This is a genomic window from Methanococcoides orientis, assembly GCF_021184045.1.
GTDB lineage: Archaea > Halobacteriota > Methanosarcinia > Methanosarcinales > Methanosarcinaceae > Methanococcoides > Methanococcoides orientis.
This window is the reverse complement of the sequence record NZ_CP073710.1, coordinates 1,763,067-1,776,045: the sequence shown is the minus strand read 5'-3', so window position 1 is coordinate 1,776,045 and position 12,979 is coordinate 1,763,067. Positions and strand designations below refer to the sequence as shown.

Sequence of the window (12,979 nt, the reverse complement as noted above, 5' to 3'; positions counted from 1 at the left end):
GTCGCATTTTTGAAACAGAACACAACGGGAAGCCTTTATTCGTAATCTCTCTAGACGAAAACTTCGATGCTGACCTGCAAGTTGTACAACTTCCCACCAATTCCGACCTCGAAAAAAGAGTCTCCGCACTAGAACAACAAATAAAATCACTATCAGAAACTCATGCGACTGCCGGGAATCGAACCCGGGTTCCAAGCTTGGGAAGCTCAGGTCATAGCCTCTAAACCACAGCCGCACACTTGTACTTTCTTCTTTTATTCTTTTTAGATTATAGCTGTTTTGGTTTGCTGTTGGCGGTTTGTGGGGTGTTGCAACTAGCACTTAAGTGAAAACAGAAAGAATGAAAAAAGAAAGTGAGGCTACCCTCACTCGTATTTCTGGATGATCTCGTCGAAGGAGTCTGCGATGAAGGAGAGATTTTCCCTGCCGACTCCGAAGGTGCTGAGCTTGAAGAATTTGGTGAGGCCGGCCTTGATGCCGTGGATGTTTCGTGCCTTGAGCTCTTTGTAGAGGAAGTATCTTCCTTTTTTGACCTTTGTGGAGATCTCGTAGAGGTTGGGGGCCTCGAAGAACATGAGGTCGTGGTTGTGGGGTCTTTGTCCCATCTGGATGAGGCCTAAGTTCTCGAGCTTTTCGGAGAACCAGCGGGCTTCTGCTACCTCGTTGTCCCAGTTGCGGGTACGTTTGACGACCTCGGGGAATGATCCTATCATGGTCATCAGGGTAGCACTGCGGGCTGTGCAGCCAAGAAGCTCTATTTCCTTGTTCTTGTTGGTGGGGGATTTCCTGAACACTGTCTCGGCATAGTCGCCGTTGACACCGAGGACTCCGATAGGTCCGCAGCTTGCCATGGACTTGTGTCCGCTTCCTGCGATGAAGTCCACGCCCAGTTCCTTCCCGTTTACAGGCATTCTTCCCACTGAGTATGCGCAGTTGAGGAGCAGAGGGACGTCGTACTCGTGGCAGACTGATGCGATCTTTTTAGCATCTGCAAGGTTACCGTAATTTCCGTCCGGGTATGTCAGGAGTGCCAGTGCGGGAGCCTTACCGGTCTCGCTGATGGTCTCCTCGATAGCTGTACCGTAGCCTTCAGGGTCGATGTAGTAGTCCGGGCGTTCGGTGGATGGTACCTTTCTGATCTCCAGGCGGGCACGTTGTGCTGCTACCACTGAAGAGTAGTGTGCAAGGCCGTCCATAACGACGGTGTCGCCTTCCTGTGCCACTGCGTGCATCACAGCGAACTTTGACTCACGAGCGCCGTGGGTGACTCGTGCTTCGTCCACACCCAGGAACTCCGGGAGGGCGTTGTGCACGAATTCCTGCACCGGTGGCTTCTTGATAAGGTCAAGGACGCCGCCACAGTTGTCGCAGATGGAATAACCATCTCCCCATTCGACAAGTGCGCGTCTGGCATCCTCTGTCAGTATTCCTCCGGTCTGCAGGGGGTCGATATTGATCAGACCCTTGGCTGGGCGTTCGATAAATCCAAATTTCTGTAATGATGCATCATCAAGTGTCATATATTCACATCAGGGTCGGGCTGTTAATTCAGCCGTATTTTTTGTAAAGTTTCAACTATTGCTGTAAGTTGCAAAAAGAAAAAAGGTTCATGCAACAGCCTTGTTAAAGACTGAGATGAACTCGTCGCACTCTGTGATAAGTGTTGCAACAGCATCCTTGACAACATCTATAGGATCAGCATTCTCGGTCTTGACGAATAGGACCGGGTCACTGATCGTAACGTGTTTCATGTCATATGATGCCGTATGGACACGATCGTCCTCAAGAAGAATGATCTTGAGCATATTCAGGAGGGTATGGCTTTCTCCTGCTATCTCAAGTTTCATTTCATCTTCTGATTTCTCTAAGATCTTAAGTTCCATTGAATGATCTCCTGCAATGATTATGTGATCTGGTCAAATTATACCTGTGCCGTAGCCTGAAGACAACTTGCGTGATTCAATATGTCCGCACTCAGGGCATTTCAGTTTTTCGCCATCGAGATTAAGTGTGGTGCCACAATTTGAACATGTTGCGGTCATAACTCCAAGGTCATCGCCGGCAGTTGTCATCCTCATGTTGTCAGTGTTGATGATCTTTGCCTTTACAACATCTGAAACCGCGAACTCCTGTGACATTTCCTTGACGTATGATTCCTTCACATTGGACACGTGGATAGCTGCGATACCCGGATTGATGAACTCACGGTCATCGTTTCCTTTGATAGCGCCGATCTGCACAAGTGCCATGGAATCGCGCACGTTCATGATCGTTCCAACGACAACATCTCCTCTTCCAATAGTTGGAGGTACGCTTGTGGTTGGTTTGACAGTGATCTTCCTGCGTTTCTTGTTGACCATTACATGTCCGGTAGCTAGTGAGTGGATATCTCCCCTGACTGTAAATGTGTTGTCTCCGCCTTCGAACTCTTCTGTAGTGCCGATAAGGTCTCCTGGCAGTACAAAGGTCTTCTCTTCAGCAGATATGTGTTCAAGCTCCTCAACTTCAGGTTCAGGCTCTGGTTCCTGTTTAGGTCTGGATCTCCCCCTGTTGTCTTTCCTGGAGTCTCTGTTATCCTTCCTGGGTCCTCTGCTGTCCCTTTTGGAATCTCTGTTATCCCTTCTGGAATCTCTGCTGTCTTTACGGGGCGCGCTTTCTCTCTTAGGAGCCCTGCTCTGTTCCCTCTCCCCGGTCTTTTTCTCTGCCACTTCTACCTTTTCGCTGGCAGCTTTTACTGTTTCTTCTTCGACCTTTGTCTCTTCGTTTGAAGATTTGATGTTCCTTCTGGTCGTTTTCTTACGGTTTCTTATTCTAATAGGAATCCCTCTTGTAGATTAGATATGCCAGGTTATTTTGCTCAACTGTCCTGGTCACTTACCTTTGTTATCCTGTATATTTCTACCTCAATTCTTTCTACATCTTTTTTATGGAATTTAAAGGTTCGTTTTATTGGAAACCCTGTATTATACCATTCTGTTATTATAGCAGGTTCTATAAATTTTTTGACAAAGGCCAGACTTCCACTATTATGTATGGAATACGTAACATCTCCTACCTTCATGGCAGTTGAAAGGAACGGCCTGTCGCTTCCCTTGACCTGTGCTCCGAATGGCGGGTTCATCACAACGGTATGTGCATGTCCCCTGACCTGTCTTACATCAAGACATTCAAATTCCACCTCGACTCCGAGCTTTTCTGCGTTCTCCCTTGCAATATCAAGGGCAGCAGGATCGGAATCAAAGCCGACGACCCTTTTTGCACCAAGGAGCTTAGCACCAATTGCCAGCATCCCTGTGCCGCAGCCCAGGTCGTAGACAGTGTCATCAAGGTCGCCTTTCATGAATGCGAAATGAAGAAGTTCCGCAGCAAGTACGGATGGAGTTGAATATTGTTCAAGTGTGACATCCGGGGAGTCAAAACTTCTTACCTTCTCAAGAAGTATCTCCAGCTTGCGTTGTTTCATTGCTGCTTTACTCTCCCCTTATCTCATCAAAAGCCATATTTTCCCACTCGCGCTCTCCGACCACGATCTCGAACTCCTGCGGGGTGAGCATAGGCGCAGAGAACCTGCCAACCTCGTCAATTGCAAGTCTTGGACAGGCGGTGCTCACAAAAGCATCCACCTTGAACTGCAGCATCTGGTCAGGTGTTATCAGGTCCATTGTAAGTATGTAAGCTGTCTTGCCTTTCTTCTCAGCAAGCTCTTTCAATTGCCTGGCAAGTGGCATCCTGTCCTGCCCGGGTTTTGTTGACACAAGTATCCCGAAGGTTTCCGCATCCAGTGAATTGGCAATGACCGCACTGCGCTGCTTCAGTATTTTTCTTGGGTCTACCTCACGCACCTCATTTGAGAAAGGATCTGCGATCAATACCCTTTTACCGGTAGCAAGTGAAACGCCAAGGGGGTGAAACTGTCCGGTACCGATGTAAAGGAACTCGTCACAGTCAAGCCCGTCAGCAACTGAGAAATTACATCCGAGAACCTGCCCTGCATAGGCTATCTTACTATCTCCTCTCCCTATCAGGCATTCCTTTCCTTCGGATTCAAGGATGTCGCAAACATCCGGAAGCTTCTGTATATGCTGCACTGTGGTAAGCACTCCGACACGTTTTCCGGTTAGTTCAGGAACAGCTTTCCTGACGACTTCCGTCACGTCTGTATCAGAGCGTGTTTCGATAAAAATGACCTTCTCACTGTATTTGTTATCATCCAGCTGAGCATGGCCGAAATGGAACAAAAGGTCAACATTGTCAAGGATGGCAACATCAAGATCGCATGCCCCGTAACAGGGGTTTGCAGATATCAGTATGTCAACACCTGTAGCTTCACTTATCTGTGATGCAATTGCAGGTGCACGTCTTTTAAATCCCTCTGGGAACTGCAATCCGATAATTGCAGGCTGTACATCCCTTATAATATCAATAATATGTTCGATCTGAAAGTCGAAGGGCTCACTGCTGCTCACCAGCCACCTCCAGAATTGAGACCCCGTTCTGGTCAACATCTATCTTGACCAGGGTGTTGATCTCATAGCCCATATCACGCATCTGAATGGCACCATCGCCCCTGCTGATAACAACGATCACGTTTGTGATCTGTGCTCCCATCTTCTCAAGGGCCGGCAGAAGTGCTTTTAATGTACCTCCGGTGCTGATCACATCATCGACCACAAGCACCTTTTCGCCCTTGTTCACACCATTGATGTAAAGCTCTCCCTTTGAGTAGCCGGTGCTCTGGGAAAGGATAACCTCTCCTTCGAGGCCGTATTGCCTCTTCCTTATGATCGATAACGGGATGCCGGTCTTCAGGGACAGGGTAGTTGCAAGGGGAATTCCCATTGCCTCGATAGAGACTATCCTGTCGTAATCGGTACCTGCGATGCTGATCATGTGTTCAGCGATCTCATCGAGCAGTTCGGGCTCGAGTGATGGTACGCCGTCTGATATCGGGTGAATAAAATAAGGGTATTCGCCTCTGTTCACAATAGGTGCTTTCCGGAGTGATTCCTGAAGAACTTCTAACATATTATCGTGCCCTTTAAATTTAGGTCAGGCCAATTAACAGCCCTGGTCCGTTACGATCATGTTCTCATCACTTCAGGCGAAGCAGAAGATGCAATATCCGTCAGATCGTCACGTTCCTCTTTTATTGCAGAATAAAGTGTTTCCTTACTTAAAAGTACTGGATGGTAATACCTGCCACCGGCAACCTCTGCCAGACCTTCGGCAAGTACGCTGCCACTATTGCTGATATCAACTACCAGCATGTTGACCTTGTGGTCTGCGACCCGCCTGCACACCTGCATAAGTTCCCGTTTGATGTTGCCTCCAAGGTGCATCGGGACGTTTGCCGTACCATCTGTGACAAGTATCATAATAGGAACTGCAGCAGGTTCTCGCTTAACCTCCTGAAGCAGTGTCTCAAGCCCGGTAAGCATTCCTGATGCCATTGGGGTCGTGCCTCCGAACGGGACCATTTCCAGATACCTCTTTGCAGCTTCCACCGACGATGTGAAAGGCAGCACAAGTTCTGCTGACCTTCCGCTGTAGGTGACCAGTGAGACACGGTCCCTTCTCTGGTATGCATCTTTCAGCAATGCAAGGACAACATCTGTTGTGATCTTTATCTTCTCGCTCTCATCCATGGAGCCGGACGTATCAAAGACGATGTTAATGAGCGTGGATATTCTCCTTCGCCTGATCTTCTCCCGGATATCGCTCTTTTTAACGACGATCTTCCCGTCCACAGCATGATGTGCTGCTGCACGGATTGTGGGAGCAATAGCAATATCCGTGATCTTGTCACCCGGCATCCTGTATCTTACATATCTGCCACGCTTGCTTTTGGTGAGCACTTCCGCACGCCTGCCGGATTTTAGCCTTCCCGAAACGACCTTCTTCTTTTGTTTGTTCCTAGCAAAATCGGTGAGTATCTTGCTAACGACCTTCTCATCCTCTAAAGGATCTTTCTTCTCGTCGTTTGCAGTTTTTTCTTTTAATGAAGGGGTTTTTGCTTCTGACCTGCTTGCATCCGGATCAGCCTGTACTTTCTCATCCTTTTGTTTCTCTTCCGGCTGCTGGACCTCGGTCAGCATAGTGTCTTTAGAAACGGTTTGTAATGCGGTCTCGGGAGCCCTTGCCACGGCCTTTATTTCATCGTTACTGCTGCTACTATTGTTTGTCTTTTTGACAAGTACCGGAGCCTTTTTCCTTGTCCTTCGCGGTCCGCTCTCAACACATGGTTCGTATTCTGTTGGAACAAGATGAACCTGGATGTTTTCATTACTGCATTCTTCGATCTCTTCGGTAACCTCGATGTTCATAATTTCGATCGGGTCAGCAATGGGTAGGGAATCAGTTTCGTCTTTTAGTTCTTCAGCAGGAGCTTTCGAAGCGCTGACCTCCTCATTAATTGAACTGAAAAAAGATATGGGGTCTACAACAACATGGTCATTGTCCGAAATAATAAAAACGTCTTCTATATCTTCCGGATGAAATGTTTCAGTCTTGGAAAGCAATTCATCATGCACTGCTAATGTATTCTCTCCGCTGATCTGTGAGAGTTCCTCCAGTGGCAACCTTATGCTGAGAACAGGCCTTCCGGGATTGAAGACCTTTATATCATAATCCCGGTCAAGTTCTTTTCGCATACGGATAGCAGCAGATTTATCCTTCATCCGTTATCCCTTATCAGATATTTCCATTTACCACAGCACGAAGTTGTTCTGCACTGAACTCCTCTTCTTCGAAAGGTTTCTTTCGCATCCTGTGGGGGAGAACCATCTCAGCGGCTTCGATAATATCGTCATTTGTGATCCTTTCACGGTTCTCGTAAGCAGCATTTGTGCGTGCAGTGCGCTCGATCATAATGTCGGCCCTGTGACCATCAACATTGAATGCTACGCATATCTGTGCGATCGTCCTGAGGTTCTCACGTGTGGTAGTGATCCTTCCGAGCAACTGCTTTGCCTTGATTATCTTTGTACGCAGCTTCTCCTGTTCGTTCTCAAAATCCCTTCTGAACTGCTGTGGGTCCTTGTTGAACTGGTTCCTTCTTTCAATGATCTCTATGCGCTGCTCGATATCAGCAATACCTTCAACTTCCACCTGCAGGGCTATCCTGTCCAGGAGCTGTGGTCGAAGTTCCCCTTCTTCAGGGTTCATGCTTCCAACGATGATGAAGTTGGCAGGATGGCTGACACTTACACCTTCTCTCTCAACGGTGTTCACACCCATAGCAGCGGCATCCAGTAAAGCATCCACCACGAAGTCATCCAGCAGGTTGATCTCATCCACATACAGGAGGTTCCTGTTGGCATTTGCCAAGATGCCTGGTTCAAAGGCCTGCACTCCTTCCTTGACCGCCTTTTCGATGTCAAGACTGCCTACTACCCTGTCCTCTGTGGCACCTACCGGCAGATCCACTACCTTCATGGGTGATTTTTCGATCTTGATCATTCCTTTCTTCTGCTTATCGTTGCATTCCCAGCAGAACTTTTCAGGGTCGAGGGGGTCGCAGTTGTACTTACATCCTTCAATGATCTCTATCTCCGGAAGGATCTCCGCCAGTCCTCTTACAGCGGTTGATTTTGCGGTTCCCTTCTGTCCTCTTATCAGCACTCCGCCAATTGAAGGGTTAATGGCGTTCAGGATGAGTGCCCGAAGCATCATCTCCTGCCCTACAATGGCAGAGATCGGGTACATCACCCTCTTTGTTTTGGTCGCTGTTTTCTGTATGTCCTCAAACCTTGTCCTCTTCTCTTCTTTAGGTTTTGGGACTTCCTTTATGCTGCCTGTGATATTGGTAAAGCTCATGATATTTCCATCCTGTGATTTTTTAGCACCTGTTTTCTTCTGTTCACATGTATCTCAGGATCAGGGCAGAAGTAAGTGCCAGGAACAGCAGTACTATGCCAATGCTGAACAGTATGAACACGATCTTCATCCTGACCGTCTTTTCCGGTTTGTTCAATGCATTTAGTTCTATCAGGGAATAGAACATGGTTATCAGGAAGACCATTGATGAAAGTAGCAATAATGATCCTGCCACAACTATGAATTCGGCGGTCCATGTAAGGTCATTTGCGTTTATCAGGTCTATGAAGAAGCTCTTTCCGTGGCGCTCATAAGCGGCGGTAATCCACATCATGGTGTATGCGATCTCTGCAGCACCCAGTATTGCAGAGCATATGGAGGTTGCCATAAGTGTGGCCATGGCTCCGATATCCGGTAATTTCAAGTCGATCTGCCATTCATTTTCCACTTTTTCACCTTTCTCTCTTGTTTGTAAATGAGGTCTCATCCCCAGAGTCCTCATTATAATAATAAGTAAGTCACTTCATTTATATGTTTGAATTAATAAAACTTTATCTGTATACTGCTCTATTTTGCAGCTTGCACTACTTATTTATCCATATGGACCTTTGGAATTGTCATGAGCATACCTGAAGGATCATCCCTTTCCGAAAAGATCGAAAGGATCAAAGGGGCGATAGCTGAAAAAGAAAAAGTACTGGTCGCATTCTCCGGAGGTGTGGACAGTACAACTCTGGCAGCCCTTGCTTTTGAAGTTCTGGGGGACAATGTTCTTGCAGTAACCCTTGATTCCTGTGCGATACCCCAAAGTGAGCTGGAGGATGCAAAAAGGACTGCCAAACAGATCGGTATACGTCATACTGTACTGGAACATGACATGCTTTCCGATGAAATGATCAGGCAGAATGATCAGGATAGATGTTATTATTGTAAGAAGCTCGTCATGAAAACATTGAAAGATGTGATGGACCGGGAAGGTCTGAATGTGCTGGTCGAAGGGACCAATGCCTCCGAGATCACCGGTCGCAGACCGGGCTGGGCTGCAATAAATGAGGCAGGAGACCTGGTCTTAACTCCTTATACGGAGTTTGACGTTACTAAAAAAGAAGTGCGTCAGATAGCACGCCATCTGGGACTTGAAGTTGCTGATAAGGTATCTAATGCATGCCTGCTGTCAAGACTGCCTTATGGTGCAGAAGTAACAAATGCATCTCTCAGGAGAATTGAAAGTGCAGAAGACTTCCTTCTGTCTCTTGGGATCACGCATGTCAGGGTTCGCGAACATGATGGCATTGCACGTATTGAGGTATTACCTGCTGATTTCCCTGTTGTTCATGAAAAAAGGGACGAATTGTTATCTCGTTTCAAAGAACTGGGCTATTCCTATGTTACGCTTGACATGGAAGGTTTCAGAAGTGGCAGCATGGACGAGGTATTATAAGAATGTCTGAATATATTGACGTGGCTATCAGGGAAGCCGGTGAAAAGGACGGTGAGTCGGTGGAGTGTCTTCTTTCAACATATTTCCTTGATATGGATGAAGTCCCTATCGATGATTTTATTGTTGCAGAGGCCAATGGCAAGATCGTGGGTGTTGCAGCTTTAGCGGACAGGGGCTGCTGTGAGATCCATTCTATAGCAGTTCATCCCAATTATCGTGGTAACGGGATCGGTTCGAAGATGGTTTCCTCCATTTTTGAAAGTGTAAATAAAGAAAGGATCTACGTCAGGACCACTTCACCTATCTTTTTCAGGAAATTAGGTTTTATTGAGCTTCCGATGTCCGAGAAAGTTAATTTATGGGATGATTGTAGGGAATGTGATAGATTTGATAGATGTAAACAGCACGTTATGTGCATTCAAACGGATGAGGTCTGAATTGTGTTAACGCTTGGTATTGTGAATACTTATGATAAAATTAAGGTGCTGGATGCCCATTACCGTGCAATTGCAAGGGCTGCACCAATTTGTTATGCTTATGGTTTTACCCTTTGTCTTTTTGATTTCCCTTTCAAGATGACTCCGGAAGAACTTGTGGAATATGTAATGGACAAGACGACCATCGGTGAGTCAGGTAAATACCTGAAATTGCTTCATGAAAGCAACCGCCTGTTCGTCTTCGACCTGCCGAAGAAGGGCTTCCAGTCCCAGTTCGGAACTGCTGTGATAACCAGTTCAAAACCGGAGGAAAAATATGCTGTAACTCCTGAAGAGATTGCGGATGGGGTGGAGCACAATCAGTCCTATCTTCTTCTTGTAGGACTTGGCAGGAAAGGTCTGCCCAAAAAATTGTTCTCCTTTTCGGATCACCATCTTGACATTACGTGTGAAGGGATCTCTCTAGAGACATGCACTGCTATCGGTACCATTCCCTCCTATATCATGGGAATAGTTAATACCAGAAAGAAACTAAAAGATACTTGCAGGGAAAGGGGTTATTAAAGGACATGAGATCGGGAGCTCAGGTATCCATAGTGCGCTGTGAAGATTATTCAAATACCAAAAAAGCCGTTAGTGAAGCGATCGATCTGATAGGCGGACTTGGTGAAATTGTCTTCCCCGGTGCCCGGGTACTTCTGAAACCCAACCTTCTTGCTGCAGCACTTCCTGAGAAAGCGGTCACCACACATCCTTCAATTGTGTCTGCAATGTGTGAGCTTGTTGTGGATGCAGGGGGCATTCCCATAGTAGGCGATGGTTCAGGCATAACTCACCCGGGGATAACTGATGAAGCCCTGGATATGTCCGGTATAAGGGAAGCTGCCCTCAAAGCAGGCGCTGCTGAAGTTTTGAGCTTTGAGACCTCTGGGTATGAGATAGTAGATGTTGCCAATCCTTCGCATTTCCATCAGATTTATCTTGCTAAACCGGTGGTTGATGCCGACGTTGTGATCTCGCTTTCAAAGCTCAAGACCCATGAACTGACCCTTTATACAGGTTCTGTCAAGAACATGTTCGGTGCTATCCCCTTAAAGTTAAGGAAAGAGGCCCATCTTCTTGGCAAAGTGGACCTATTCTCTGAGGCTGTAGTGGACATCTATTCTGCCAGGGTTCCCGACCTAACATTAATGGATGCTGTAGTTGGGATGGAAGGCAATGGTCCTTCAAGCGGGACGCCTGTGAATGTTGGTGTAGTGATGGCAAGTTATGACTGCGTGTCTCTTGATATTGTAGGTTCACAGGTTATAGGACTTGATCCTATGGAAGTCCCTACCAACAAAGCAGCAATTGGTAGGGGATACGGAACTCAGGACCCGGAAGTGCTGGGAGTTCCTCTTGACGATGTGCGCATGAAGTTCAGGCTGTCAGCCACAACCCATCTTCGAAGAGTGCCTCCATTTCTCCTCAAGAGACTTGGCAAGCTTTTCATAATCAAGCCTTCCATCAACACTTCAAGATGCACCTTATGTGGGACATGTGTTTTGAACTGTTCTCCACATGCTATCGAACGTAAAGGTGATAAGTTGGAGATCAACAACAAAAAATGCATTCTCTGTTACTGCTGCCGTGAGCTCTGTCCTTCAAATGCTGTGGATATGAAGCGTTCGCTCTTTGCCAGGATATTTCTTAAGATCAGAAATCGGGGTTAACCCCAATCCGCAAAGATCAATTGAAAAATAGGTTTAAGCGGCACAGAGGCCGCTCATGTAATGTGTTCTATTAATCTTTTAACTGGCAGACCTGGCTCTTGCGCAGCCATTCGATGTCTGACTGGTAGAGCTCACGCAGGTCCTTGAGTCCGAGCTTAAGCATTGCCACACGGCTAACACCAAGACCCCACGCAAGTACAGGAGTTTTGATCCCCAGAGGTTCTGTTACTTCCTTACGGAACACTCCGGCTCCGCCGAGCTCTACCCAGCCGAGGCCGTCAATGTATACCTCAGGTTCCACACTTGGCTCTGTGTATGGGAAGTATCCGGGTCTGAACCTTACATCCTCGAATCCCATCCTGTGGTAGAACTCTTCAAGGCATCCAAGAAGGTTCGCAAATGACATGTTCTCGTCCATGATCACGCCTTCAAGCTGTTCGAACTCTGGTGTGTGTGTTGGGTCGATGGTCTCACGGCGGTATGCTCTGTCAATACAGAATGCCTTTAACGGCGGGTTCGGGTTGTCTGCAAGGTACTTGATGGTAACAGCAGTGGTGTGGGTTCTCAATACATCGCGTTTTGCAATCTCCTCACTCCACTTTCCTCCCCATCCGGTGGACTGGAGGTCACCGCCATGCTCGTGCATGTCCTTTATACCTTTAGTGTAGTCTTCAGGAAGATCTGAACGGCTTGAAAGGTGGAATGTGTCCTGCATCTCTCTGGCAGGGTGGTCCTGTGGCTGGAATAGTGCATCGAAGTTCCAGAATGAGCTTTGTACGACATCTCCTTTGATCTCGGTGAATCCCATCTCAAGGAAGATCTGGCGCATCTGGTCGATAAGACGCTGGTATGGGTGTACCTTTGCACCATAGACCGGTCTTGGGGGTGTCTGGATGTTATAAGGCCTGAAATTCTTGTTCTTCCATTCCCCGCTCTTCAATAACTGGGATGTGATCTGGTTGATCTCCTCTTCAATGGTGATGCCTGCTTTTACAAGTTCGACTCCTGCATCTGTGATGGAGACTGTCCGGTCCTTTTCCTCGGCCTTTGAAACAAGCTTGCGTTTGATCAGGTCCTTTATGGTCTTACCGTCTGTTCCAAGTTCTTCAAGAGTACTTGCTTTTTCTGTGAAACTGGCAAGTATCTTCTCGTCCTCAGTTTCTTCTGCATTGCCTGATGGGACCATCATTCCGTTCTCAATGCTGGCCCAGCCTTTCTTACGTAGCCATCCGGTCGCAATTCCCACCATCTTTGGTGAAAGCTTTTCCTTTAGGTCATCGATAGGTGTTGGCTCGGACAGGGCACTGATCAGTTGTCTCTCAGGGAGTCCCTCTTTTGCATAGGTACGACCTTCGTCTGTCAGTAAGTACAGTTCGGTAACTGTATCATTCACTTCTGCCAGTCCGTTCTCTGAGAGCAAAAAGGCGGATTGCATTGCAGTTTCCACTTTCATGGATGCTTTTTCTGCAAGCTCTTCCGGGGTTGTGGATGCAAGTTCATCCAGTGCGAGCAGCACATTTTTTTCATTTGTAGTAAGTTTATAGTTGCTCATGTCGGTCAGGGTCCTTTTTGGG

14 protein-coding genes and 1 tRNA gene are annotated in these 12,979 nt (G+C 47.2%); 4 read left to right on the top strand and 11 right to left on the bottom strand.

All coding sequences use genetic code 11. The annotated features are described in order from the left end of the window. Positions 1-163: 163 nt before the first annotated feature. The 10 genes from J7W08_RS08605 to J7W08_RS08560 all read right to left on the bottom strand — a co-directional run bounded on the left by J7W08_RS08605 (position 164) and on the right by J7W08_RS08560 (position 8,317). Positions 164-235, bottom strand: a tRNA-Gly gene (locus J7W08_RS08605). 130 nt (positions 236-365) lie between these two features. Then, a complete protein-coding gene (gene pscS / locus J7W08_RS08600) occupies positions 366-1,520 on the bottom strand; it encodes an O-phospho-L-seryl-tRNA:Cys-tRNA synthase (protein ID WP_233084096.1) in 1,155 nt (384 codons plus the stop codon). An 87-nt stretch (positions 1,521-1,607) separates the two neighbouring features. Further along, positions 1,608-1,883: a DNA-directed RNA polymerase subunit L gene (locus J7W08_RS08595; protein WP_233084095.1), complete on the bottom strand. Its 276-nt coding sequence runs from the start codon at positions 1,881-1,883 to the stop codon at positions 1,608-1,610. A 33-nt stretch (positions 1,884-1,916) separates the two neighbouring features. Continuing rightward, positions 1,917-2,708, bottom strand: a complete 792-nt coding sequence (locus J7W08_RS08590) for an exosome complex RNA-binding protein Csl4 (RefSeq protein ID WP_233084094.1) — start codon at positions 2,706-2,708, stop codon at positions 1,917-1,919. Between the two features lie 149 nt (positions 2,709-2,857). Continuing rightward, positions 2,858-3,463 carry an METTL5 family protein gene (locus tag J7W08_RS08585; protein ID WP_233084093.1) on the bottom strand — a complete coding sequence of 202 codons (606 nt, stop codon included), beginning with the start codon at positions 3,461-3,463 and terminating at the stop codon, positions 2,858-2,860. Between the two features lie 7 nt (positions 3,464-3,470). After that, entirely contained in the window at positions 3,471-4,466 is a 996-nt protein-coding gene (gene dph2 / locus J7W08_RS08580) for a diphthamide biosynthesis enzyme Dph2 (RefSeq protein WP_233084092.1), read from the bottom strand. Continuing rightward, a complete protein-coding gene (hpt, locus tag J7W08_RS08575) occupies positions 4,453-5,025 on the bottom strand; it encodes a hypoxanthine/guanine phosphoribosyltransferase (protein WP_233084091.1) in 573 nt (190 codons plus the stop codon). The genes dph2 and hpt overlap by 14 nt, the downstream gene beginning before the upstream one ends. A 56-nt stretch (positions 5,026-5,081) precedes the next feature. Next, positions 5,082-6,677, bottom strand: a complete 1,596-nt coding sequence (locus J7W08_RS08570; protein WP_233084090.1) for a VWA domain-containing protein — start codon at positions 6,675-6,677, stop codon at positions 5,082-5,084. Between the two features lie 13 nt (positions 6,678-6,690). Continuing rightward, the gene (locus tag J7W08_RS08565) at positions 6,691-7,815 is read right to left on the bottom strand and encodes a magnesium chelatase ATPase subunit I (RefSeq protein ID WP_233084089.1); all 1,125 of its coding nucleotides are present in this window, start codon (positions 7,813-7,815) and stop codon (positions 6,691-6,693) included. Positions 7,816-7,858: 43 nt separating this feature from the next. Beyond that, entirely contained in the window at positions 7,859-8,317 is a 459-nt protein-coding gene (locus tag J7W08_RS08560) for a hypothetical protein (protein WP_233084088.1), read from the bottom strand. 117 nt (positions 8,318-8,434) lie between these two features. Between J7W08_RS08560 and larE the strand changes: the two genes are divergently transcribed. Genes larE through J7W08_RS08540 form a run of 4 tightly spaced genes read left to right on the top strand, consistent with a single transcriptional unit; the run spans position 8,435 to position 11,405 of the window. Next, complete coding sequence (gene larE / locus J7W08_RS08555; protein WP_233084087.1) at positions 8,435-9,256, top strand: ATP-dependent sacrificial sulfur transferase LarE; 822 nt, start codon at positions 8,435-8,437, stop codon at positions 9,254-9,256. 2 nt (positions 9,257-9,258) lie between these two features. After that, positions 9,259-9,693: a GNAT family N-acetyltransferase gene (locus tag J7W08_RS08550; RefSeq protein WP_233084086.1), complete on the top strand. Its 435-nt coding sequence runs from the start codon at positions 9,259-9,261 to the stop codon at positions 9,691-9,693. Between the two features lie 3 nt (positions 9,694-9,696). Further along, the gene (locus tag J7W08_RS08545; RefSeq protein WP_233084085.1) at positions 9,697-10,257 is read left to right on the top strand and encodes a DUF531 domain-containing protein; all 561 of its coding nucleotides are present in this window, start codon (positions 9,697-9,699) and stop codon (positions 10,255-10,257) included. 5 nt (positions 10,258-10,262) lie between these two features. Continuing rightward, complete coding sequence (locus J7W08_RS08540; RefSeq protein WP_233084084.1) at positions 10,263-11,405, top strand: DUF362 domain-containing protein; 1,143 nt, start codon at positions 10,263-10,265, stop codon at positions 11,403-11,405. 70 nt (positions 11,406-11,475) lie between these two features. On the opposite strand, the gene pheS is transcribed toward J7W08_RS08540, so the two are convergent. Beyond that, complete coding sequence (pheS, locus tag J7W08_RS08535; RefSeq protein WP_233084083.1) at positions 11,476-12,957, bottom strand: phenylalanine--tRNA ligase subunit alpha; 1,482 nt, start codon at positions 12,955-12,957, stop codon at positions 11,476-11,478. Positions 12,958-12,979: the final 22 nt, after the last annotated feature.